General features: G+C 72.3%; 18 protein-coding genes and 2 pseudogenes. 15 read left to right on the top strand and 5 right to left on the bottom strand.

The window, feature by feature from the left end; translation table 11 throughout:
• Window positions 1-1,118 (bottom strand): annotated as a pseudogene (locus LNW71_RS25915) (lipid II:glycine glycyltransferase FemX).
• A gap of 148 nt (window positions 1,119-1,266) precedes the next feature.
• On the opposite strand from LNW71_RS25915, the gene LNW71_RS25920 reads away from it, so the two are divergent.
• The 4 genes from LNW71_RS25920 (at window position 1,267) to LNW71_RS25935 (ending at window position 5,964) form a co-directional block, all read left to right on the top strand.
• Complete coding sequence (locus LNW71_RS25920; protein ID WP_250970422.1) at window positions 1,267-1,983, top strand: antibiotic biosynthesis monooxygenase; 717 nt, start codon at window positions 1,267-1,269, stop codon at window positions 1,981-1,983.
• A 175-nt stretch (window positions 1,984-2,158) separates the two neighbouring features.
• Entirely contained in the window at window positions 2,159-3,646 is a 1,488-nt protein-coding gene (locus LNW71_RS25925; protein ID WP_250970423.1) for a hypothetical protein, read from the top strand.
• 154 nt (window positions 3,647-3,800) lie between these two features.
• Window positions 3,801-5,294 carry an alkaline phosphatase PhoX gene (locus tag LNW71_RS25930; RefSeq protein ID WP_250970424.1) on the top strand — a complete coding sequence of 498 codons (1,494 nt, stop codon included), beginning with the start codon at window positions 3,801-3,803 and terminating at the stop codon, window positions 5,292-5,294.
• 439 nt (window positions 5,295-5,733) lie between these two features.
• On the top strand, window positions 5,734-5,964 hold the full coding sequence (locus LNW71_RS25935; RefSeq protein ID WP_037711258.1) for a hypothetical protein: 231 nt from the start codon (window positions 5,734-5,736) through the stop codon (window positions 5,962-5,964).
• Window positions 5,965-6,173: 209 nt separating this feature from the next.
• Here the strand turns inward: LNW71_RS25935 and LNW71_RS25940 are convergent.
• The 3 genes and pseudogenes from LNW71_RS25940 to LNW71_RS25950 all read right to left on the bottom strand — a co-directional run bounded on the left by LNW71_RS25940 (window position 6,174) and on the right by LNW71_RS25950 (window position 8,626).
• Window positions 6,174-7,374 (bottom strand): annotated as a pseudogene (locus LNW71_RS25940) (TerD family protein).
• A 138-nt stretch (window positions 7,375-7,512) separates the two neighbouring features.
• Entirely contained in the window at window positions 7,513-7,731 is a 219-nt protein-coding gene (locus tag LNW71_RS25945) for a hypothetical protein (protein ID WP_250970425.1), read from the bottom strand.
• An 85-nt stretch (window positions 7,732-7,816) separates the two neighbouring features.
• Window positions 7,817-8,626, bottom strand: a complete 810-nt coding sequence (locus LNW71_RS25950; protein WP_250970426.1) for an NAD(P)-dependent oxidoreductase — start codon at window positions 8,624-8,626, stop codon at window positions 7,817-7,819.
• A gap of 331 nt (window positions 8,627-8,957) precedes the next feature.
• Here LNW71_RS25950 and LNW71_RS25955 point away from each other — a divergent pair, with 331 nt between their 5' ends.
• Together LNW71_RS25955 and LNW71_RS25960 are read left to right on the top strand one after the other, a co-directional pair.
• Window positions 8,958-9,920, top strand: a complete 963-nt coding sequence (locus LNW71_RS25955; protein WP_250970427.1) for a 5-dehydro-4-deoxyglucarate dehydratase — start codon at window positions 8,958-8,960, stop codon at window positions 9,918-9,920.
• Complete coding sequence (locus LNW71_RS25960) at window positions 9,917-11,095, top strand: hypothetical protein (protein WP_250970428.1); 1,179 nt, start codon at window positions 9,917-9,919, stop codon at window positions 11,093-11,095. The genes LNW71_RS25955 and LNW71_RS25960 overlap by 4 nt, the downstream gene beginning before the upstream one ends.
• Here the strand turns inward: LNW71_RS25960 and LNW71_RS25965 are convergent.
• Window positions 11,078-12,319 carry an MFS transporter gene (locus LNW71_RS25965; protein ID WP_250970429.1) on the bottom strand — a complete coding sequence of 414 codons (1,242 nt, stop codon included), beginning with the start codon at window positions 12,317-12,319 and terminating at the stop codon, window positions 11,078-11,080. The genes LNW71_RS25960 and LNW71_RS25965 overlap by 18 nt on opposite strands.
• A 257-nt stretch (window positions 12,320-12,576) precedes the next feature.
• Here LNW71_RS25965 and LNW71_RS25970 point away from each other — a divergent pair, with 257 nt between their 5' ends.
• The 9 genes from LNW71_RS25970 (at window position 12,577) to LNW71_RS26010 (ending at window position 22,792) form a co-directional block, all read left to right on the top strand.
• Entirely contained in the window at window positions 12,577-13,233 is a 657-nt protein-coding gene (locus LNW71_RS25970; protein WP_250970430.1) for a GntR family transcriptional regulator, read from the top strand.
• Between the two features lie 32 nt (window positions 13,234-13,265).
• Window positions 13,266-14,168 carry a dihydrodipicolinate synthase family protein gene (locus LNW71_RS25975; RefSeq protein ID WP_250970431.1) on the top strand — a complete coding sequence of 301 codons (903 nt, stop codon included), beginning with the start codon at window positions 13,266-13,268 and terminating at the stop codon, window positions 14,166-14,168.
• Window positions 14,165-15,901, top strand: a complete 1,737-nt coding sequence (araD, locus tag LNW71_RS25980) for an L-arabinonate dehydratase (protein ID WP_250970432.1) — start codon at window positions 14,165-14,167, stop codon at window positions 15,899-15,901. The genes LNW71_RS25975 and araD overlap by 4 nt, the downstream gene beginning before the upstream one ends.
• 153 nt (window positions 15,902-16,054) lie before the next feature.
• Window positions 16,055-16,984: a carbohydrate ABC transporter permease gene (locus LNW71_RS25985; RefSeq protein ID WP_250970433.1), complete on the top strand. Its 930-nt coding sequence runs from the start codon at window positions 16,055-16,057 to the stop codon at window positions 16,982-16,984.
• On the top strand, window positions 16,981-17,901 hold the full coding sequence (locus tag LNW71_RS25990) for a carbohydrate ABC transporter permease (RefSeq protein ID WP_374119450.1): 921 nt from the start codon (window positions 16,981-16,983) through the stop codon (window positions 17,899-17,901). The genes LNW71_RS25985 and LNW71_RS25990 overlap by 4 nt, the downstream gene beginning before the upstream one ends.
• A 7-nt stretch (window positions 17,902-17,908) precedes the next feature.
• On the top strand, window positions 17,909-19,249 hold the full coding sequence (locus LNW71_RS25995) for a pectate lyase (protein ID WP_250970434.1): 1,341 nt from the start codon (window positions 17,909-17,911) through the stop codon (window positions 19,247-19,249).
• Entirely contained in the window at window positions 19,246-20,421 is a 1,176-nt protein-coding gene (locus LNW71_RS26000) for a Gfo/Idh/MocA family protein (RefSeq protein ID WP_250970435.1), read from the top strand. Before LNW71_RS25995 ends, LNW71_RS26000 begins: the two co-directional genes overlap by 4 nt.
• Complete coding sequence (locus LNW71_RS26005; protein WP_250970436.1) at window positions 20,418-21,245, top strand: PmoA family protein; 828 nt, start codon at window positions 20,418-20,420, stop codon at window positions 21,243-21,245. Before LNW71_RS26000 ends, LNW71_RS26005 begins: the two co-directional genes overlap by 4 nt.
• Complete coding sequence (locus LNW71_RS26010) at window positions 21,242-22,792, top strand: glycoside hydrolase 43 family protein (protein ID WP_250970437.1); 1,551 nt, start codon at window positions 21,242-21,244, stop codon at window positions 22,790-22,792. The genes LNW71_RS26005 and LNW71_RS26010 overlap by 4 nt, the downstream gene beginning before the upstream one ends.
• Window positions 22,793-22,796 lie beyond the last annotated feature (4 nt).

Raw genomic sequence — 22,796 nt, forward strand, 5'->3', positions numbered from 1 at the left:
TCAGCGGCGGGCCATGTACAGGCCGAAGGCCTTGTGCAGCAGCCTGTTGACCGGGTAGTCCCACTCGCCGACGTACTCGGCCGCCCGGCCGCCGGTGCCGGCCTTGAAGCGCAGCAGACCCAGCAGGTGGTTGCCCTCGTCGAGGGTGTCGGTGATGCCGCGCAGGTCGTAGACGGTAGCGCCCTGTTCGTACGCGTCGCTCATCATCCGCCACTGGATGGCGTTGTTGGGCTGCACCTCGCGCCGGCGGCTCGTGGAGGCGCCGTAGGAGTACCAGACGTGGGTGCCGACCGTGAGCATCGTCGCCGCGGAGAGGATCTCCCCCTCGTGGTGCGCGAGATACAGCCGCATCCGGTCGGGGTCCTCGGCGCGCAGCGCGGTCCACATGCGCTGGAAGTAGGCGAGCGGGCGGGGGATGAAGCGGTCCCGCTCGGCCGTTTCGAGGTAAAGACCGTAGAACGCTTCGAGGTCGTCGTGGCCGCCCTCGACCACCTTCACGCCCGCCTTCTCCGCCTTTTTGATGTTGCGCCGCCACTGCTGGTTCAGCCCGCCGCGGATCTCCTCCAGCGACAGTCCGGCGAACGGCACCTGGAAGACGTACCGGGGCTGTCCGGCGCTGAAGCCGTCCGTGCTCTCGTCCTCGCCCTGCTGCCAGCCCAGGCGGCGCAGCTGGGCCACGACCTCGGCGGCCCGGGGCTCGGTCACGTCCGGCTCGACGTCGCGCAGCCGCCCCGCGGCCGGGTCGGGGATGGCGTCCTTGACGGTCTGCGCCTCCCAGCGGCGGACGACCACGGGCGGGCCCATCCGTACCGTGAACGCGCCCTGTGCCTTCACATGGGCCACCAGCGGATCCAGCCAGGGCCCCAGATCACCCTCGTGCCACGGGATGACCGGGCCCTCCGGCAGATAGGCCAGATACCGCTTCACCCGGGGATCGGGCGGTACAGCACCAGGCCGGCGCCGACGAGCTGCCCGCCCTCGAACCAGCCGATGCTCTCCGCGCGCCAGTCGGGCTTCACCTCGCCCCACGACGGGACCTGCATATGGCTCACGGAACTGCGGCCGGCGACAAAGGCCAGGTGCTGCTCGCGCGTGATGCCCTCGACCCGCAGCGACATGCGGTTCTCCGTTCGTAGTCCGGTTTGTCAGCCTAAGGGCTCTCCCGGCCGCGGACCGGGCGGACCGCTGTTGACCTCAACCGCGCTTCACGTCACAGGGTGGCTGTCACGGGCGCACCGCAGGGGAGCGCCGGTGAGGGGAGCAGTCATGACCGTGGAGTTCGTGTCCGGGCCCGATGTCACCCGCTCGGACGCGGGGATCGTCAAGGCCAGTACCTGGGACGTCGGCACGCCGGAGCGGCAGCGACAGGCCGTCGAGGCCGTCCGGGCCGCGTGGGGCAGCCGGGAATGGCCGCACCCGGGGCTGCTCTCGTACACCGTGCACGTGGGGGAGGACGGGCGGACGCTGTTCCACTACTCGCAGTGGACGGAGCAGGAGAGCTACCAGGCCTTCGTCCGGGACGGCAGGGATGCGCGCAACGCCGAGATCGACGCCGCCGTGCCGGGCATCGAACGGCTCGGGCTGCACACCTACGAGCTGTACCGCTCCTCGTCGCCGGACGGGCCGGACGAGCGGGAGCCGGGGACCGTCGTGATCGTCGACGTCGAGTTCGACGGGGCGGACACGGCCCGCCAACGCGACTGGGTGGACGGCGTGTTCGAGGCGCTCGGGACGGACCCGGCGCCCGCGCCCGGAGGCATCGCCGCGCACTTCCATGTGAGCACCGACGGGACCCGGGTGCTCAATTACGCACAATGGGTGAGCGCACAGGCCCACATCGACGCACTGGCCGCTCCCGGGAACGGGGTCGGGTCGCGCACGCCGCAGTGGGAGCGGGTGCAGACCTACCCGGGGATCAAGGGCGGCGGAGTACACCGCTACACCCCCGCGCTCAGTCTGCGGCCGGGCGACGGGAAGCGGTGATCGCGGGCGTGCGGCCGCCGGGCGCCGGGGCTCCGCGGCCGGGCGCCCGCGGTCCGGCCCGTGCACCGGGCGGCGTACGGCGAAATGCGTCTACGCTTGGGCCGCCTGTCCCCGTACGCGCCCGGCGCCATGGCCCCGGCGGGTACGCCCCGTACGTTCCTAGGAGACCCCCCTGATGTCCGCAGAGCGCCCCACCCTGCCCCCGGTACGGCTGCACACCGAGGCGGAGCTGGCACGGGACGCGCTTGCCGCGCCGCTGCTCGCCCGTGCCGTCCGGCTCGCCCGCTGGGCCGGCCCCGGCACCCGGGTCGGCGCCGGCGGCGAGCTCGTCGACGCACAGCTGCCCGCGGCGGCCGAGCACCTCGGCCTCACCGCGGACGAGGACGGTGCGGCGGAGGCCAGCGAGGCCTGGCGGCTCGCGGTCGACACCGGGCTCGTCGAGGTCGAGGACCCGGAGGCGGACGACGAGACGGGGCCGGGCACGGACGAGGACGGCTTCGGCGAGGAGGCGGAGGGCACCGTCACCGCCGGCGAGAACCTGGCGCTGCTGACCGGCGGTTCACCCCAGGACGTCCTGGCGATCTGGCTCGACGGCCTGGAGGCCGCCCACGCCGACGCCACCGCCCCCTTCTTCGACGACTTCGCCGACCTCGTCGGCGAGGACGGTTCGATCGACTTCGACGCCCTGGACTGGGACCCGGAGACCGAGGCGGAGTTCCTCGACGGGGTACTCGGCAACCTCTACCTCCTCACCGTCGGCGACGCCGCCGGTGCCCCCGTGCCGCTGCCCGCGCTCGCCGCCTCGATGATCGTGCCCGACGACATGGGTGAGCCCACCGACGACATCCTGGAGCAGGTCTCGGACGCGATGATGCGCCTCGACGACCAGTTCCGGGTCCTGGAGCCCATCGGCATCGTCGAGTACCGGCCGGTGGACGAGGCGTTGCTGGCCGAGGACGGCGCGGACGCCACGCCGCCGGTCGACGACGAGGACGTCACCCGGTACGGGATGGTGAAGCTGACCCCCCTCGGCCTGTACGGCATCCGGGCCCGGATGCTGGACGCCGGTGTGGAGGCCCCGGCGATCGGGGACCTCGCGGACAAGGGCGCCGACGCGCTCCTCGGCGGCATCGCGTACTACCCGGAGGAGGCGGCCCGCAGCGAGGTCCAGCTGTGGCTCGCCGCACGCGGCGCCGACGGGGCGGCCGCCGAACTCCTGGACGCCGCACGCGGCGAGGACGCGCAGGCACCCCTGCGGCGGCTGCACTGCCAGCAGGCGCTCGCCCTGGTCGGCGCGGAGGCCGAACCCGCGGTGCGCGCCGTGCTCGACGACGGGGAGCTGGGCGGGCTCGCACGGGTCTGGCTCGCGGAGCTCGGCGCCGCCGACGTGCCCGCACCGCCGGAGTCGATGATCTTCTGGCTCGCCGTGGACACGATCGCGGCGCAGCTGGAGGCGGACGGCGACCTGGACGAGCTGCAGGGCCTGGTCGAGGGGCTGTCCGGACAGCACAGCGGCTTCTTCGACGAGGTGTGGCGGGTGGACCACCCGGCGACGGCGGACGTCCTTGAGGCGATGGGCCGGCTGCACAGCGACAAGAAGCAGGCCAAGGAGGCCCGCAAGGCCGCCTTCAAGGCCCGGTCCCGGAGCGGCTCGGGCAGCTAGAGAGCCTACGGACGAGGGCGGCCGGGGGCCGGGTCCGGCGGGGAAGTTCACGGAACGGATTCCCTCGAAGTCGTCCTCAGTTCAACTGGTGTTGGCGCAGGGGCGGGACGGTGATCCCGCAACCAACCCGTCCCAGCTGCACCAGGAGTACGTGATGGCCTTCACGCGCAGGGAATTCAGCAGACAGTCCGCCCTCACCGGTGCCGGCATCGCCCTCACCGGAACCGTCGCCGCGCTGGCCACCGCGCCCGGCGCCCTCGCCGCCGGGGACCCGAAGCACGGCCACGACGACCACGGCCACGGTCACGACCACGACGGACACGGGCACGACGGACACGGACACAGCGACGGGCCGGGCTACGGGGCGCTGCTCCCCGACCCGAAGGGCATAGTCGCGCTGCCCGCCGGATTCTCGTACAAGGTCATCACCCACAGCGGCGTCACCAAGCTGGAGACCGGTGAGTTCACCCCCTCCAACCACGACGGCACGGCCACCTTCGAGGGCCCGCGCGGCGTCACCCTGCTGGTGAACAACCACGAACTGAGCGGCACCCGCGCCGACTGGGAGCACCCGGTCCCGCTCACCGACGGTCTGGTCTACGACGCGGTCGCGGCCGGCGGCTGCACCGTCGTGGAGACCCGCCGCGACGGCCGCACCGCCGAATGGGTCGGCATCGCCGGCACCTCCACCAACTGCGCGGGCGGCGCCTCCCCGTGGGGCACCTGGCTCACCTGCGAGGAGACCGAGGACAAGGCCGGGAAGAACGGTCTGCTCAAGGACCACGGCTACGTCTTCGAGGTCGACCCGCAGGACAGGCACGCCAACCGCGACCCGCACCCCGTCAAGGCGTTCGGCCGGTACGCCCACGAGGCCGTCGTCATCGACCCGAAGCAGGGCCACGCCTACCTCACCGAGGACGCGGCCGGCCCCAACGGGCTGCTCTACCGCTGGGTCCCGCCGCACGGCTTCCGGCACGGCCGCGGCAAGCTGCGCACGCTCGCCGACGACGCCGGTGTCCTGCAGGCCACCAGGTGCTTCGACCGGAGCGGCAGGTTCGTCGACGACCTCTCCCGCGCCACCGAGATCGGCACGGTCTATGGCGTGGACTGGGTCGACGTCCCCGACCGCGACGCCAGGACCGTCTCGGTGCGCAAGCAGTTCGGCGACAAGGACGTCACCCGGGCCCGCAAGCTCGAAGGCATGTGGTGGAGCGACGGCGGCGCCTACATCGTCTCCTCGTTCGCCCGCGCGGAGAGCCCCGTCCAGCACGACGGCCAGGTCTGGTTCTACGACCCCAAGCGCCGCACGCTGACGCTGAAGGTGCTCCTCGGCGTCAACGCCGACCCCTCCAAGGACGGCGCCTTCGACGGCCCGGACAACATCACCGTCTCGCCGTACGGCGGCCTGGTGATCGCCGAGGACGGCGAGGGCGTCCAGCACCTGTTCGGGGCGACCGAGAGCGGCCGCACGTACCCCATCGCGCGCAACGAACTGAACGCCGGAACCGAGGCGGAGCCGGAGTACAGCGAGTTCACCGGCGTGACGTTCTCGCCCGACGGCAAGACGCTCTACGCCAACATCCAGACGCCGGGGATCATGCTGGCCATCACGGGCCCGTGGAAGCGTCAGCCGCGGCGGGACCGGTAACCCGTACGAGCGAGCCGGACCGGTCTGCCCGGGGTCACCCGACGACCGGACCGGTCTGCTCCGGCGCCGCCCGGTAAGGGGGCGTGACGGTGCGGCGCGGGCTCCCGCGATGCCGGGCGATGAGGGCCGGCCGGCCCTCTCCGTGACACGGAGCGGTGCGCCGGTGACGGCCCGCGGCGAGGCCGGAACGGCCGCGCAGGCCGCGCCACCGGCCCGCGCCCCGGGCCCGGCCGACGCGGTGCGGACACCCTCGCGGGAAAGCGATAACCGCCACACCTCCGGGGCCTTCCGGACGCCGCGCTCCGGCGTGGTGCCCTTGCCGGGAGCGGGTCGGGAGGCCGGGCGGCCGCGGAATCGCTGATTACGAATCCGGCATCAGTGGGGCTCCAGGAGCGGTCGGGCATGGCGTCGGGCGTTTCCAGGGCGCATACTCAAGGTAATGAAACAGTCAGCCGGATCCCGGCGTCACCTGCCTTCCAGTCCCTTCAACCGCCCGGCCCAGGCGGCCCCACCGGTCGAATTGTTCGATGTGGGCGACAGGGTGTCGCATGACCAGTTCGGGCTCGGTCGAGTCCTTGCTGTCGAGGGCGACAACGACGCAGTGCTCATCGACTTCTCGGGGCGACAGGGGAGGATCCTGAGCCCGTACTCCAAGCTGACCAAGCTCTGAGAGAAGCGACGAGCACGCGCCGCGTCCGCCGTATCCCTCTGCCGACAGCCTTCAGGGGCACCCGCAACCAGCCGGGTGCCCCTGAAGCCGTTCCACCGGCGCCCGGGGCCCTGTTCCGGCCCCCGACGGCGCCGGACAGGCCCTGAGCGAGTGGCCCAGGGGCCTCTCGCCCGGATCGCAAGACCCCAAGGGCTGTCCCGGGACAGCCCTTAGAGGGACTGGGCGGCGGGCTTGACCATGCCGCGGACGGTGCGCGACTTCACGAAGTCGCCCATCGCGGTCATCTCCCACTCGCCGGAGAACTGCTTGATCAGCTTTGCCATGATCACGCCGGTCTGCGGCTCCGCGCCCGTCAGGTCGAAGCGGACCAGCTCCTCGCCGGTGGCCGCGTCGATCAGCCGGCAGTAGGCCTTGGCCACCTCGGTGAACTTCTGGCCGGTGAACGAGTTGACCGTGAAGACCAGACCGGTCGCCTCCTGGGGGATCCGGCCCAGATCGACGACGATCACCTCGTCGTCCCCCGCGCCCTCGCCCGTGAGGTTGTCGCCCGAGTGCTTGATGGCGCCGTTCAGGATGGAGAGCTTGCCGAAGTAGCAGCTGTCCAGGTGGTTGCGGTTCGGGCCGTAGGCGATCACCGAGGCGTCCAGGTCGATGTCCTTGCCGCGGAACGCGGGCTCCCAGCCGAGGCCCATCTTGACCTGGGAGAGCAGCGGCCGGCCGCCCTTGACCAGGGACACCGTCTGGTTCTTCTGCAGGCTGACCCGGCCCTTGTCGAGGTTGATCTTGCCCGAGGCCGGCGGCGCCGGAGGCGCGGCGGGCGGGGCCGGCGGCGCGGCCGGTGTCACGGGGGCGGCGATCCGCGGGTCCGCCGGGGCGGCGGCGGGGCCGGGGGTGCCACCGGTGCGGGAGCCGCGCCGGGTTCCTCGACCGAGACACCGAAGTCGGTGGCGATGCCTGCCAGCCCGTCGGCGTAGCCCTGGCCCACCGCACGGGCCTTCCAGGCGCCGCCCCGCAGATAGATCTCGATGACCACGAGCGCGGTCTCGGCGCCCAGCTGCGGCGGGGTGAAGGTGGCGAGCACGCTGCCGTCGTCCGCGTTGCGCACGGTGGCGGTGGGCTCGATGCCCTGGAAGGTCTGACCCGCTCCGTCCGGGCTCGCCGTGACGACGATCTTCTCGATGCCGGGCGGCACCGCGGCGGTGTCCACCACGATCGCGTCGGGCGCGGTGCCGCCGCCGGAGCGGTAGGTCACACCGGGGCCCGTGGGCTGGTTGTAGAAGATGAAGTCGTCGTCGGAGCGCACCTTGCCGTCGACGGTGAGCAGCAGGCCCGAGACGTCGAGCCGCACCGGGGCGGCGACGTCCACCGCCACGCGGGGGCGGAGAGAGGGATGTTCGAGCCGGGTGTCATAGCGGTCATGCACGGGGTAACGAATGACCCGGCTTTGCCGTTCCCTTACCTTTGGGTGGCTTCGCCCGTACGGCGGCAGCGCCGGTTCCGCCCGGCCGTGTCAGCGCGGGTCACCCGTTGCCGGGGTGCCGGCGCGTGTCACCGGTTGCGCGGGTGGTTGCGGGCGGTGCGCTCGTTGCCGTGCTTGTACGCCCCGGTCCAGCGGGCCATCACCAGTTGCGCGTCACCCGACCCCACCTCTGCCAGGAACTTCTCCGCCCGGCCGCCGCGCAGGGTGCCCGCGGGGCGGCCGTGGTGGGTGATCGTGACGCTGTCGTCGCCGTGCTGCTCGTACCGGAATCCGGAAGGTCTCGCCATGCCGCCACATCCTGCCCGCCCGGGACCGGCGGGGCCACTGCCTTTCCGGCGCCGGCCGGGCGGGAGCCGGAAAGGCGGATCGCGCTCAGTAAGGCCAGATCGGCGGGTTGGTGCAGAAGTGGCCGCCGAGGTGGGCGTGATCCGGGTTGTCCGGGTCCAGCTCGCCCTGTTCGGCGATGAGCTTCGCCGCGTACGGCTCCGAGTCGTCCCTCGGCTCGTAGCCGAGCGCACGGGCCGTCGTCAGGTCCCACCACAGCCGGGTGTTGTCGGAGGAGCCGTGGATGACGGTGTGGCCCACGTTCTCGGCGGTGAGCGCGGCGTCGAAGAGCCGGGCACCGTCGCCGGGGCTCATCCAGACGGACAGCATCCGTACGGATGTCGGCTCCGGGAAGCAGGAGCCGATGCGCACGGAGACGGTCTCCAGGCCGTGCCGGTCCCAGTAGAGCTGAGCGAGGTCCTCGCCGAAGGACTTGGAGAGGCCGTAGAAGGTGTCGGGACGGCGAGGGGTGCCGATGGGGATCAGCGGGTCGCCCGGAAGCGGGCGCGGGGTGAATCCGACGGCGTGGTTGGAGGAGGCGAAGACGATCCGCCCCACGCCCTCGGCGAGCGCGGCCTCGTAGAGGTTGTACGTGCCCTCGATGTTCGCCCGCAGAATCTTGTCGAACGAGGCTTCCAGGGAGATCCCCGCAAGGTGGATGATCGCGTCGACACCCCGCACGGCCTCGCGCAGCGCCTCCTTGTCGCCGAGATCCGCGGTGATCGCGTCCGGCTCGCCCTCGACGGGGACCATGTCGAAGAGGCGGAGCTCGTAGCCGTGGGCGGGCAGCAGTCCGCGCATCAGGGTGCCGAGGCCGCCTGCGGCGCCGGTGAGCAGGACGGTGCGGGGAGCGGGCATACGCGGATCTCCTCGGTACATACGCGCGGCGGGCACGCGGGACACGGACGCGCCGTACTGCGGGTACGGGTACGCATCCTGTCAAATCCATGGACGGAATTCACATGCATGGACAAGCTAAGAAGTGATGCGCTATCGCGTCAAGTGTTGCGCACGTCTCGTGCGCCGCTCCGGCGGAGTGTCTCACTCGTTCTCGATCGGCTCGCGACGAACCAACCGGCCGGGGGTACTCGTCTTGACCTGTGCCGAGCGGCTGCTTTAGCGTGAGGGCGTTCATGAATATGGACGCCAATCAGAATTGTGCACGCCTGAACCTGCTCAGGGAGCGCCCGTGACCTCAGCCCCACTCGCCGCCCGACTCACCGCTGTCGCCGGGCCGCTCTTCTTCCCCGTCACCGCCTACGGACCCGACGGCTCCGTCGACCTCGACGCCTTCCGCGCGCATGTGCGCACCGGCATCGATGCCGGCGCGGCCGCCGTCTTCGCCTGCTGCGGCACGGGTGAGTTCCACGCCCTGACGCCCGAGGAGTTCCACCTCGTCGTCGCCGCGGCCGTCGAGGAGACCGCGGGCCAGGTGCCGGTCGTCGCGGGCGCCGGGTACGGCACCGCCCTGGCGGTGCAGTACGCGAAGCTCGCCGAGGAGGCGGGCGCGGACGGGCTCCTCGCCATGCCTCCCTACCTGGTCGTCGCCGACCAGGAGGGGCTGCTGGCCCACTACACGGCGCTGGCCGCCGCCACCGCACTGGAGACGATCGTCTACCAGCGGGACAACGCCGTCTTCACCCCGCAGACCGTGGTCGCCCTGGCGCAGACGCCGGGCATCATCGGCCTCAAGGACGGCTTCGGCGACCTCGACCTCATGCAGCGGATCGTCAGCGCCGTCCGCACCGGACTGCCCGGCCGGGACTTCCTGTACTTCAACGGACTGCCCACCGCCGAGCTCACCGGCCTCGCCTACCGGGGCATCGGCGTCACGCTCTACTCCTCCGCCGTCTTCGCCTTCGCGCCCGACATCGCCCTGGCCTTCTACCGGGCCCTGGAGGCGGGCGACGACGACGGGGTCAACGCGCTGCTCGACCACTTCTACCGGCCGCTCGTCGAACTGCGGGCCAAGGGCAACGGCTACGCCGTCTCGCTGGTCAAGGCGGCCGTCCGGCTGGGGGGCCTGGACGTCGGCGAGGTGCGCAGCCCGCTCACCGAGCCGTCGGCCGCGCACATCAAGGAGCTGACCGAGATCATCGCGAGCGGCCGCGCGCTGCTGGAGCGCGGCAGCGACGCGGGGGAGCGCGGGTGAGGACCTCCGCCTTCCTGTACCCCTGGGACATCGTCGGCGACCCGGACGCGGCCGCCCGCGTCGCGGACCTCGGCGTCCAGCAGGTGACGCTCGCCTCCGCCTACCACTCCACCCGGGCGCTGACGCCGCGCCACCCCGCCCGCCGCATCGTCACGGCCGAGCACGCCGCGGTGCTCTACCCGCCGGACGCCGCACGGTGGGCGGGGCGCGGGCTGCGCCCCTACCGGCAGTCCTGGGTGGCCTCGGAAGACCCCTACGCCGAGGCCGCCGAGGCCCTGGCCGGAGCCGGCCTCCAGGTACACAGCTGGGTGGTCCTCGCCCACAACTCCCGGCTGGGCGCGGAACGTCCGGACACCTCCGTGGTCAACGCCTACGGGGACCGCTACCCGTGGGCGCCGTGCATCGCGCAGCCCGCGGTCCGCGCCTACCTGACCGACCTGGCGGCGGAGGCGGCCGTACGCGGCGGCACGCACGGCACCGAGCTGGAGTCCTGCGGCTGGTACGGCTTCGCCCATCTGCACGCCCACGACAAGGTCGCCGGGGTCGGGCTCGGTGAGGCGGCGCAGTACCTGATGTCGCTCTGCTTCTGCGCCGACTGCCGGGCCGGGTACGCCGGCCACGGCCTGGACGCTGACGAGCTGAGCCGGGCGGTGCGCCGGGCGCTGGAGCCGGCCTGGTCCGGTCCGGGCGCCCCGGAAGCCGGCTGGTCCGGTGTCGAGAAGCTGCTCGGCGGCACTCTCGCGGCCGCCACCCTCCAGTGGCGCACCGAGGTGGCCCGGGGGCTCCAGGAGTCGGCGGTCGCCGCCGTACGGGCCGCCGCCGCACCGGAGTTCCAGGTGCTGCTGCACGCCGATCCCGCGCCGTACCGCTCCGGTGCGAACGTGGGCGTCGACCCGGAGCACATCCTGTCCGTGGCGGACGGTGTGGTGCTGCCCTGCACCGGCGCCGACGCGGCGCGCGAGGCCGTGCTCGGGCCGTTCGCCGGCCGCGAGGGCGTCCTGGCTGCCAACCTCACCGTGGTGAGCGGGATGGGCGGCAGTCCGGGCACGGTGCGGCGCGACGCCGAGCACGCGGCCTCGCTGGGCGCGAACCAACTGCGCCTGTATCACGCCGGGCTGGCCTCGGGCCCGGACCTCGAAGCCGTCGCCGGAGCGCTCTCACACCTCGGTCGCTGACGCACGCGGACCGGCGGGGACCCGCGCCTGCGGCCCCCGCCGCCCCGTGACCAGCAGCCCCGCCGGCACCAGCGCCAGCACGCCCACGAGGGGCAGCAGTACCTGGACGTCCACCAGGGCGACCAGTCCCGCGCCGAGCGCCAGTGCCACGGCGTTGGGCGCCATCATCAGGGTGCCGGCGGTCGCTGCCGTGCGGCCCAGCAGCGCGTCCGGCGTCTCCCGCTGCACCGCCGTCATCGCGGCGATCAGCACACACGGCAGCCCGGCCCCGATCAGGGCGCAGGCCCCCAGGGCCACTGTGTCGTACGGCAGCGCCCGCAGCCCCACCCCCACCGCGAACACGGCGATCCCCGCCGCCGAGAACACCCGCTCCGGCAACCGCCGCAGCAGTGGCCCGGCCAGCAGCCCGACCGTGACGGACCCGGCGCCCTGTGCCACGGAGAGCACACCCGCGTACGCGGGGGAGTGGCCGAGCGTCCCGTCCACGACGGCGTACAGCGTCGCCCCGTTGAGCCCGGCGCACAGCATCGTGACCGATCCGGCGAGCACCAGCGGCCGCAGCGCGGGCGACCCCCACACCTGCCGCATCCCGGCTGCCCGGCCGCCCGTCAGCTCCCCGGCCGCGGCCCGGTCCGGCCGCTGTGCCCGCAGCCGCCCGTAGAGCCCGGCGGCCAGCGCGAAGGAGACCGCGTCCAGCAGGGCCACCGAAGCGCCGCCGAAGCGGGCGTAGAGCGCCGCGCCGGTGAGCGGGGCCAGCAGCTTCATGCCCTCGTTCGCCATCATCCGCAAGCCGTTGAAGTCGCCCAGCAGGCGGGCGTCGACGGCCTGCGCGACCAGGGCCGACTCGGCCGAGTCCATCAGGACGGAGCCGCAGCCGTACAGCAGGAGCACCGCGAACAGGATCCAGACCCGTCCCGCCGAGTCCACCGCGGTCGCCGTGGTCAGCAACAGGGCCATGACGACGTTCGACCACACCAGCAGCGGCTTCCTGGGCAGCCGGTCGGCAAGCGCCCCGAGGAGCGGTCCGAAGAGCACCGGCAGCCAGACGGCGAAGAGGGCGAGCGCCGCCAGACTGTCCGAGTCCGTCAGCGACTTGACCCAGACCCCGGCCGCCAGCGACATCGCGGAGCTGCCGAATCCGGACACGACCACCGCCGCCAGGAACAGCCCGGCCGTCCCGTCCCGCAGTACCCGACCTGTCGCCGACCCTGCCAACCCGCCCACCGAACCTCCCTGACCCGCACGTGTGTGACGCGGTCAGGCTGGCCGGTAAGGCCGTTGCGGGGCATCGGGAGGAATCCGTAGGCCACCCGGCGGGCGCGGCCCGGCCCCGCGATCGGTGTACGGCACACGTCGTAGTCCGGCGAAGTTCTTCTGTCAGAAGCGTTGACGAAACATTCCCGGCGCCTCTAGCTTCATCGCGTCGTACTTCGTACGTCATATATGAGACGCGATACGCGAGATGCGAGAGCCCTTCACCCATGACCTTTGCGCCCACCCCGATTCCGTCCCGCACCCAGTACGTGCTGGAGGCGATCAAGCACGCGATCCTCACGGCGCAGCTGAGACCAGGGCAGGCGCTCGTGGAGACCGAGCTCGCCGCACAGTTCGGGGTCTCCAAGACCCCCGTCCGTGAGGCGCTCAAGACCCTCGCCGGTACCGGGCTCGTCGTCATGAGCCAGTACAAGGGCGCGATCGTGCGGCTGGTCGACGCGACCATGGCCAGGGAGGTGTACGACGTGCGGCTGCTGCTCGAACCGGAGGCGCTGCGCCGCTCCATCACCCGCAGGGCCTCGCTGGACGAGGCCCAGGAGGCCCTGGAGCGGGCCGACTCGGCCGGTGACAAGGCGGACAGGTCGCTCGCCAACCGGGACTTCCACCGGGCGCTCTACCTGCCCTGCGGCAATCCGCTGCTGGCGCGGATGCTCGACGAGGTCCGGGACCAGGCCGCGCTCGTGTCGACCGTCGCCTGGGCGACCGTCCCGTCCTGGGAGCGGGAGGCGGCCGAGCACCGGGAGATCCTGCGGCTCGCGCTCGCCGACGACGCGGACGCGGCGGCCGGGGCCCTGCACGACCACATCGCGTCGTTCGTCCGCCGCGCGTTCCCCGACGACGAAGACGGGGGTGACGCGGCGTGAACCACCGGCACACCGAAGAAAGGCCAGTCCGCATGGACCTCACACCGCTGAAGGCGGCCCTGGCAGATGTCGTGGCGATCCCGGTGACCCCGTTCGCCGCGGACGGCACCATCGACACGGCGGCGCACCGCGCCCTGCTGCGAAGGCTGCTCGACGGCGGCGTAGGCATCCTCACCCCGAACGGCAACACCGGGGAGTTCTACGCGCTCACCCCCGAGGAGCGGCGCACGGTCACCGAGCTGACCATCGACGAGGCCGGCGGCCGCGCCGCGGTCCTGGTCGGGGTCGGGCACGACGTGCCGACCGCGGTGGCCGCCGCCGAGCACGCCAGGGACACCGGCGCCGAGATGGTGATGGTGCACCAGCCCGTCCACCCGTACGTCTCGCAGGACGGCTGGGTCGACTACCACCGGGCCATCGCCGAGGCCGTTCCCGGGCTGGGGGTCGTCCCCTACATCCGCAACCCGCAGCTCGACGGCGAGTGCCTGGCCGCGCTCGCCGACAGCTGCCCCAACGTCATCGGCGTCAAGTACGCCGTCCCGGACGCCGCCCGCTTCGCCGCCTTCGCCCGGGACGCGGGGCTGGAGCGCTTCGTCTGGATCGCCGGCCTCGCCGAGCTGTACGCCCCCGCCTACTTCTCCGCGGGCGCCACCGGATTCACCTCCGGTCTCGTCAACGTCGCCCCCGGCGTCTCGCTCGCCATGCTCCAGGCACTGCGGGCCGGCGACCACCCGGCCGCGATGAAGGTCTGGGAGCAGATCCGCCGCTTCGAGGAGCTGCGCGCCGACCGGCAGTCCGCCAACAACGTGACGGTCGTCAAGGAGGCCCTGTCCTCGCTCGGCCTGTGCCGCCGCGACGTGCGCCCGCCCAGCCGGGTGCTGCCCGAGGCACAGCGCGCCGAGGTCGCCGACCAGATCGCGGGGTGGTCCATATGACCGCCGGGACCGGCCGCATCACCTCCGAGGAGCTGCGCAGCCACCAGTGGTACGGCACGGACGGGCTGCGGTCCTTCAGCCACCGCGCCCGTACCCGCCAGCTCGGCTACCTCCCCGAGGAGCACCTCGGCAAGCCGGTCGTCGCGATCCTCAACACCTGGTCCGACATCAACCCCTGCCACGTCCATCTGCGCGAGCGCGCGCAGGCCGTCAAGCGGGGCGTCTGGCAGGCGGGCGGCTTCCCGCTCGAATTCCCGGTCTCCACCCTGTCGGAGACGTTCCAGAAGCCGACCCCGATGCTCTACCGCAACATGCTGGCGATGGAGACGGAGGAGCTGCTGCGCTCCTACCCGGTCGACGGCGCGGTGCTGCTGGGCGGCTGCGACAAGTCGACGCCCGCGCTGCTGATGGGCGCCGCCTCCGTCGACCTGCCGGCCGTCTTCGTGCCGGCCGGGCCGATGCTGCCGGGGCACTGGCGCAACGAGGTGCTCGGCTCCGGCACCGACATGTGGAAGTACTGGGACGACAAGCGGGCCGGACTCATCGGTGACTGCGAGATGGCCGAGCTGGAGAACGGGCTCGCCCGCTCGCCCGGCCACTGCATGACGATGGGCACCGCCTCCACCCTGACCGCCGCCGCCGAAGCACTCGGCGTCACCGTCCCCGGCGCCTCCTCGATCCCGGCCGTCGACTCCGGCCACGACCGGATGGCCGCGCAGTCGGGGCTCCGGATCGTCGAACTGGTGTGGCAGCAGCGGAAGCTGTCGCAGATCCTCACCGCCGAGGCGTACGAGGACGCCGTCGCCACCGTCCTCGCGCTCGGCGGCTCCACCAACGCCGTCATCCATCTCATCGCGATGGCGGGCCGCTCCGGGATCACGCTCACCCTCGACGACTTCGACCGCATCGCCCGCACCGTCCCGGTGCTGGCCAACCTGCGGCCCGGCGGGAAGTACCTCATGGAGGACTTCCACTTCGCGGGCGGCCTGCCGGGATTCCTGGCCCGGCTCACCGACGTACTGCACCTGGACCGGCCCACGGTCGCGCACGACACCCTGCGCGAACAGCTCGACGGCGCGCTCGTGCACAACAGCGACGTCATCCGGGAACGCGACAACCCCCTCGCGGAGGAGGGCGGGGTGGCGGTGCTGCGCGGCAACCTCTGCCCGGACGGCGCGGTCATCAAGCACATCGCCGCCGAACCGCACCTGCTGCGCCACACCGGTCCCGCGGTCGTCTTCGACGACTACAAGGAGATGCAGCGCACGATCAACGACCCGGCACTGGCCCTCACCGCGGACCATGTGCTGGTGCTGCGCAACGCCGGACCCAAGGGCGGCCCCGGCATGCCCGAGTACGGCATGCTGCCGATCCCCGACTACCTGCTGAAGCAGGGCGTACGGGACATGGTGCGGCTCTCCGACGCCCGGATGAGCGGCACCAGTTACGGGGCCTGCGTGCTGCACATCGCGCCCGAGTCCTACGTCGGCGGCCCGCTCGCCCTCGTCCGCACCGGCGACCCGGTCACCCTGGACGTCGAGGCGCGCCTGCTCCACCTCGGCGTGAGTGACGAGGAGCTGGCGCGGCGCAGGGCCGAGTGGACGCCGCCCGCCACCCGGTACGAGCGCGGCTACGGAGCGCTCTACCAGGACCAGATCACCCAGGCCGACACCGGCTGCGACTTCGCCTTCCTGGCCCGGCCGGGAGAAGTGCCCGACCCGTACGCCGGCTGAACAGGCCGACGGAACCCACGCGCCCCGCCTTGTTCGACATGCCGAACGGCATGCGGCAAGCGCTTGCTCCATACACGCATCGCACCGTCCGGCACCGATCAGCATCCCCGGCACCAACCCGCACCCCAGTACTACAGAGAACGGAGACGTGTCATGGCCCAAGCCGCCGCTGTGGCCACACCCCCCAAGGTGCCCAGGCGCCGCTCCGCGAGCCCCCGCCGACTGCCGTATCTGCTCATCGCCCCCGCGGGGCTGCTGATGCTGGGCTTCATCGCCTATCCGGTGATCAGCGTCTTCTACTACAGCCTGCAGAACTACAACGTCACCAAGCCGTGGCGGAACGGCTTCGCGGGCCTCGACAACTTCACCCGGATCTTCACCGAGGACGACCAGTTCTGGACCACGCTGGGCTTCAGCGCCCAGTGGGTGGTCACCCAGGTCGCGCTCCAGCTCACCCTCGGACTCGCCCTCGCCCTGATCGTCAACCAGACCTTCATCGGCCGCGGCATCTCCCGCGCCATGGTCTTCTCGCCGTGGGCCGTCTCCGGGGTGCTGACCAGCACCATCTGGATCCTGCTCTACAACTCCTCGACCGGCTTCAGCCGTTACCTCGCGGACGCCGGGATCGGCGACTACGGCACCTCCGTGCTCTCCGACACCGGAACCGTCTTCTGGGCCGCGACCGTCGCCGAACTCTGGCGCGGGGTGCCCTTCTTCGCCATCCTCATCCTCGCCGACCTGCAGTCCGTCTCCAAGGAGCTGTACGAGGCGGCATCCGTCGACGGCGCAGGCCGGCTGCGCCAGTTCTTCCACATCACCCTGCCGCACCTGCGGGACGCGATCATCCTCGCCACCCTGCTGCGCGGCGTCTGGGAGTTCAACAACGTCGACCTGCTCTACACCCTCACGGGCGGCGGACCGGCCGGCGAGACCACCACCCTGCCGCTCTACGTCGCCAACACCGGCATCGAGGGCCACGACTTCGGATACGCCTCCGCGCTCACCACCGTCGCCTTCGTGATCCTCCTCTTCTGCTCGATTGTCTATCTGCGTCTGAGCAAGTTCGGAGGCGACCACAAGTGACTGCCGCACTGGCCGAGAAGCACGGCACCGACTCCGCACACCTGCCCGAGCAGGGCGGCCGCCCGCCCGCCGCGCACCGGCGCGGCAGGCCCGGACGCGAGCGCGCCTTCGACGAGGTGCCGCGCTGGCAGATCTACGTACCGCTCGGCATCTACCTGGTCTTCACCCTCATCCCGTTCTACTGGATGTTCCTCTTCGCCGTACGCCCCGCGGGCTCCACCTCGCTGGTGCCGTGGCCGATGACCGGGGAGCACTTCTCCAAGGTCTGGAACGAGCGCAGCTTCGCCGTCTTCTTCCAGAACAGCATGATCGTCGGGGTCTGCACCCTGATCAGCACGACGCTCGTCGCGCTGGCCGGCGGCTACGCCCTCGCCCGGTTCGACTTCAAGATCAAGAACGCCTTCATGCTGGCGCTGCTCTGCTCGCAGTTCATCCCGGGCGCGCTGATGCTCGTACCGCTCTTCGAGATCTTCAAGAACCTCCAGATGATCAACTCCCTGGGGAGCGTGGTCATCGCCGAGACGGTCTTCCAGCTGCCGCTCTCCATCATCCTGATCAGCGGATTCATCAAGAACGTGCCCGCCTCGCTGGAGGAGGCCGCCTGGGTGGACGGCTGCTCGCGCCTGCGGGCCTTCTGCGCGGTGGTGCTGCCGCTGCTGCGGCCGGGGCTGATCGCGGTCGGCTCGTTCGCCTTCGTGCACAGCTGGAACCACTTCCTGTTCGCCCTGATGTTCCTCAGCGAGCAGGACAAGCAGACGATCCCGGTCGGCCTGAACACCCTCATCGGCGCGGACAGCGTCGACCTGGGCGCGCTCGCCGCTGGCGGTGTGATCGCCGCGGTCCCCGTGGTGATCGTCTTCGCCTTCATCCAGAAATGGCTGATCACCGGCTTCAGCGCCGGCGCAGTGAAGGGCTGACGCGCAGATGACCCCACCCCGTACGCGACCGATGCGCCGCACCGCCGCCGCGCTCACCCTGCTCCTGAGCGGCCTGGCCTTCCAGCCGGGCGCCGAGGCCGCCACCCCGCGGCCGCCCGCCGCTCCCGCGAAGGACCTGGGCCGCGAGGTCCTGGCCGCGGACGACGGCTGGGCCGCCGACGGCCCCGGCACGACGGGCGGCTCGACGGCCGACGACGCCCACGTCTTCACCGTGCGCGACCGGGCCCAGCTCGTCGCCGCGCTGGACGGCGGAAGTTCCGTACCGAAGATCATCAAGATCGCCGGGACGATCGACGCCAACACCGACGACCAGGGCCGCTCCCTGGACTGCGCCGACTACACGGCCGACGGCTACGACCTGAAGGCCTACCTCGCCGCCTACGCCCCCGCCACCTGGGGCGCCGCCAAGCCCGCCGGACCGCAGGAGGACGCCCGCAAGGCGTCCGCCGCCCGGCAGGCCGCCCGCGTCGAGCTCCGGATCGGCTCGAACACCACCCTCGTCGGCCTCGGCCGGGACGCCGTCATCAAGGGCGGCAGCCTCCAGGCCGAGCGCGCCGACAACGTCATCGTCCGCAACCTCGAACTCCGCGACGCCTACGACTGCTTCCCGGCCTGGCAGCCCAACACCGGTGGCCTCGGCGACTGGAAGACCGCCTACGACACCCTCTGGCTGAACGGCGCCACCCACGTCTGGGTCGACCACGTCACCGCGAGCGACCAGGGTCACCCGGACGACCGCGAGCCCACCTACTTCGGACGCAACTACCTGCGCCACGACGGGCTCCTCGACATCACCAACGGCGCCGACCTGGTCACCGTCTCCTGGAGCCGCTTCGCCGACCACGACAAGGCGATCCTGATCGGCAACGCCGACACCGTCACCACCGACCGGGGCAAGCTGCGCGTCACCCTGCACCACAACGAGTTCGACTCCGTCGTGCAGCGCGCCCCGCGGGTCCGCTTCGGCCAGGTGCACCTCTACGACAACCGCTACGCCGTGCCCGAGGGCAGCGAGTACCGCTACTCGATCGGCGTCTCCACCGAGTCCCGGATCATCGCGGAGAACAACTCCTTCCACACACCCGGCCACGTCGAGGTCGCCGACCTGGTGAAGAGCTGGAACGGCAGCCTGCTCCAGCAGCGCGGCACCGAGTTCAACGGCTACCCCGTCGACCTGGTCGCCGTCTACAACGCCTACAACTCCGGCAGCGAGCGCGACCTCACCACGGATGCCGGCTGGACGCCCGCCCTGCACGGCCGGATCGACAGCGCCCGGCGCGCCGACGCCGACGTGGCCCGCGCAGCGGGCGCGGGGAGGGCCCGATGAGCACGCACCGCACCCCGCTGCCGATCGTCCTCGCGGGCGCCCGCGGCCACGGCCGCTGGCACCTGGCCAATATCCGCCGCCTCCAGCACGAGGGCCTCGTCCGGCTCGCCGGAGTCTGCGAGCTGAACCCGCTCGACGAGGCCGAACTCACCGACTTCGCCGGGGAACTCCCCGAGCAGTCGGCCGACTTCGGGGCGCTCCTGGACTCCACCGGGGCGCGCGCCGCCGTCATCTGCACCCCCATCCAGACCCATACCGAACTGGCGCTCACGGCCGCGGCCCGCGGCGTCCACCTGCTGCTGGAGAAGCCGCCCGCCGCGACCAGGTCCGACTTCGAGCGGATCCTGAACGGCGTACGGGAGGCGGGCATCGCCTGCCAGGTGGGCTTCCAGTCCTTCGGCTCGCACGCCGTGCCCGCCATCCGCGCACTCGTCCGTACCGGCGCCGTCGGCACCGTGCGGGGCTACGGGGCAGCGGGCGCCTGGGTCCGCGACGACTCCTACTACCGGCGGGCGCCCTGGGCCGGGCGGCGGCGCATCGGCGACACCGACGTGGTCGACGGGGTGCTGACCAACCCGCTCGCCCACGCCGTCGCCACCGCCCTCGAACTCGCCGGCAGCGGGGCCGCGCAGGACATCGCCTCGATCGAGACCGAGCTCTTCCGCGCCCACGACATCGAGGCCGACGACACCTCCTGCGTACGCATCACCACCACGGCCGGACTGCCGGTCACCGTCGCCGTCACCCTCTGCGCCGAACAGGCCGCCGAGCCCTATGTGATCGTCCACGGCGACCGCGGCCGGATCACCTTCTGGTACAAGCAGGACCGGGTCCTCGTCCAGCGCGCCGGACACGGCCCGCAGGAGTCCGTGCACGGCCGGACCGACCTCCTGGAGAACCTCGTCGACCACCTGGTGCGGGGCGCCGCACTGCTGGTACCCCCGCACCGCACCGGTGCGTTCATGCAGGTCGTCGAGGCCGTGCGGAACGCCCCGGAGCCGCTCGCCCTGCCGTCCGACGCCTGGCACACCGCCCCCGCGAACTCCGGCGGCGGAACCCGCCGGGTGGTCCGGGGCATCGACGCGACCGTCGCGGCGGGCGCCGACACCCTCAGGCTCTTCTCCGAACTCGGCGTCCCCTGGGCGCTCCCCACCGAGGTGAGTTCATCGTGACGACCACCGCACTGCTCAGCTGCGCCGGCCGCCCGGTCGGCCGCTACACCTATCTGCCCGCCCCCGAGGGGCGCCCCTACCTCCACCCGGTCACCACCCTCGCCGGCACTCCCGTCACCGAGGAGCACCCGGCCGACCACCTCCACCACCTGGGCACCTCCGTCGCCGTCCCGGACGTGGCGGGGCACAACTTCTGGGGCGGCCGCACCTTCGTCCGGGACCAGGGCCCCACCGCCCTCGACAACCACGGGGTCCAGCGCCACCTCGGCTGGAAGCTCCGCGACCCGGACGGCTTCGTCGAGGAGCTCAGCTGGGAGGCCGGCGACACCGAGCTGCTGCGCGAGCACCGCACCGTCGCCGTCGCCGAACTCTCCGACACCGCCTGGGCGCTGGACTTCTCCTTCTCGCTCACCAACCGCGGCACCTCGGACCTGTCGATCGGCAGCCCCGCCACCAACGGCAGGCCGGGCGCCGGATACGGCGGCTTCTTCTGGCGCGCGCCCAAGGAGCCCTCGCCGCCCGCCGTGTACAGCGGGTTCGGGGACGGCGAGGAGGCGGTGCACGGGCGCGCCGCCGACTGGGTCGCGATGAGCGGCGACGGCTGGACCCTGGTGTTCGCGGGAGCGACCGAGGAGACCCGGCAGGACCCTTGGTTCGTGCGGACCACCGAGTACCCGGGCGTCGGCTCGTCCCTCGCCGCCGCGCACCGCTTGCCGGTGCCCGCCGGCGCCACCGTCGTGCGCCGGGTCGTCACCGTCATCGCCGACGGCCGGCTCGACCGGGCCACCGCCGCCGCCTACGTCCGCCGGGCGGTGACCGCATGAGCGCGCGGGGCAGCCGCCCCTGGACCGCCGACCGCGGCGACGGCACCTACCGCAACCCGGTGCTGAACGCCGACTGGTCCGACCCGGACGTGGTGCGGGTCGGCGAGGACTTCTACCTCACCGCCTCCAGCTTCGGCCGGGCGCCCGGACTGCCGCTGCTGCACTCGCGCGACCTCGTGAACTGGTCCCTCATCGGCCACGCCCTGGACCGCCTCGAACCCGCCGCCGACTTCGCGGTGCCGCGCCACGACTGCGGGGTGTGGGCGCCGTCGCTGCGGCACCACGCCGGACGGTTCTGGATCTTCTGGGGCGACCCCGACCACGGCATCCGGCAGATCAACGCCGAGGACATCCGCGGCCCGTGGAGCGCGCCCCACCTGGTGAAGGCGGGCAAGGGGCTGATCGACGCCTGCCCGCTGTGGGACGAGGAGACCGGCGAGGCCTATCTCGTGCACGCCTGGGCCAAGTCCCGCTCCGGGATCAAGAACCGGCTGACCGGCCACCGGATGAGCCCCGACGGCCGGGAACTGCTCGACGAGGGCAAGACCCTGGTCGACGCCGACACGATCCCCGGCTGGTTCACCCTGGAGGGCCCCAAGCTCTACCGGCACGAGGGCGAGTTCTGGATCCTCGCCCCGGCCGGCGGGGTGACGAACGGCTGGCAGGGCGCCTTCCGCTCCCGGGACTTCTTCGGGCCCTACGAGGAGCGCGTCGTCCTCGCCCAGGGCCGTACCGCGGTCAACGGGCCGCACCAGGGCGGCTGGGTCCGGACCGCGGCGGGCGAGGACTGGTTCCTGCACTTCCAGGAGCGCGGGGCGTACGGGCGGGTGGTGCACCTCCAGCCGATGCGCTGGGCCGTCGAGGACGGCGGCTGGCCGGTCATCGGCGACGCCGGCGAACCCGTCTCCGCCCACCGCAAGCCGGCCGTCCCGGACCAGCGGGCCGAGGCCCCGGCCTCCGGCGACAGCTTCCCGGGTGGCCGCTACGGCAGGCAGTGGCAGTGGACCGCGAACCCGCGCCCCGGCTGGACCGTCGAGCACGGCGGGGACGGGCTGCGGCTCAGCTGCGTACGGACCGCGTACGCCCACGACCTGCGGGCCCTGCCCAACGTGCTGGTCCAGCGGCTGCCGGCCGAGACGTTCACCGCCGAGGTCGAGGTCGGCCTCGGCAGCGAGGTGGCGGGTGCCAAGGCGGGACTCGCCGTGCTCGGGGACGCGTTCAGCTGGATCGGCCTGGAGCGGACGGGCGAAGGCGTACGGCTCGTGCACCGGTACGCGGAGACGGTCGCCGAGCACGAACGCGACGCCGAACACAGCAGACCGGCCCCCGAGGGGCTGGCCCGGCTGCGGATCGAGGTGAGTCCGGGCGCCCGCTGCCGCTTCTTCGCCGACACCGGGGACGGAACCGGACTCAGGCCCTCGGGCCAGGTCTTCGCCGCGACGCCGTGGCGCTGGGTCGGCGCCCTGCTCGGGCTGTTCGCCACCGCACCGCCCGGGACGGGGCCCGCCGGGACGGCCGGCTTCACCGGATTCCGCACCACCGCATGACCCG

The sequence above is a fragment of the Streptomyces sp. RKAG290 genome (assembly GCF_023701695.1).
Lineage (GTDB): Bacteria > Actinomycetota > Actinomycetes > Streptomycetales > Streptomycetaceae > Streptomyces.

Bases quoted from the DNA above. Each gene is read 5' to 3' on its own strand.
- LNW71_RS25975 (WP_250970431.1), top strand. From the start codon at position 13,266: ATGGACCTCACACCGCTGAAGGCGGCCCTGGCAGATGTCGTGGCGATC.
- araD (WP_250970432.1), top strand. From the start codon at position 14,165: ATGACCGCCGGGACCGGCCGCATCACCTCCGAGGAGCTGCGCAGCCAC.
- LNW71_RS26010 (WP_250970437.1), top strand. From the start codon at position 21,242: ATGAGCGCGCGGGGCAGCCGCCCCTGGACCGCCGACCGCGGCGACGGC.
- LNW71_RS25920 (WP_250970422.1), top strand. From the start codon at position 1,267: ATGACCGTGGAGTTCGTGTCCGGGCCCGATGTCACCCGCTCGGACGCG.
- LNW71_RS25945 (WP_250970425.1), bottom strand. From the start codon at position 7,731: ATGGCGAGACCTTCCGGATTCCGGTACGAGCAGCACGGCGACGACAGC.
- LNW71_RS25950 (WP_250970426.1), bottom strand. From the start codon at position 8,626: ATGCCCGCTCCCCGCACCGTCCTGCTCACCGGCGCCGCAGGCGGCCTC.
- LNW71_RS25970 (WP_250970430.1), top strand. From the start codon at position 12,577: ATGACCTTTGCGCCCACCCCGATTCCGTCCCGCACCCAGTACGTGCTG.
- LNW71_RS25925 (WP_250970423.1), top strand. From the start codon at position 2,159: ATGTCCGCAGAGCGCCCCACCCTGCCCCCGGTACGGCTGCACACCGAG.
- LNW71_RS26000 (WP_250970435.1), top strand. From the start codon at position 19,246: ATGAGCACGCACCGCACCCCGCTGCCGATCGTCCTCGCGGGCGCCCGC.
- LNW71_RS25985 (WP_250970433.1), top strand. From the start codon at position 16,055: ATGGCCCAAGCCGCCGCTGTGGCCACACCCCCCAAGGTGCCCAGGCGC.
- LNW71_RS25930 (WP_250970424.1), top strand. From the start codon at position 3,801: ATGGCCTTCACGCGCAGGGAATTCAGCAGACAGTCCGCCCTCACCGGT.
- LNW71_RS25935 (WP_037711258.1), top strand. From the start codon at position 5,734: ATGAAACAGTCAGCCGGATCCCGGCGTCACCTGCCTTCCAGTCCCTTC.
- LNW71_RS25995 (WP_250970434.1), top strand. From the start codon at position 17,909: ATGACCCCACCCCGTACGCGACCGATGCGCCGCACCGCCGCCGCGCTC.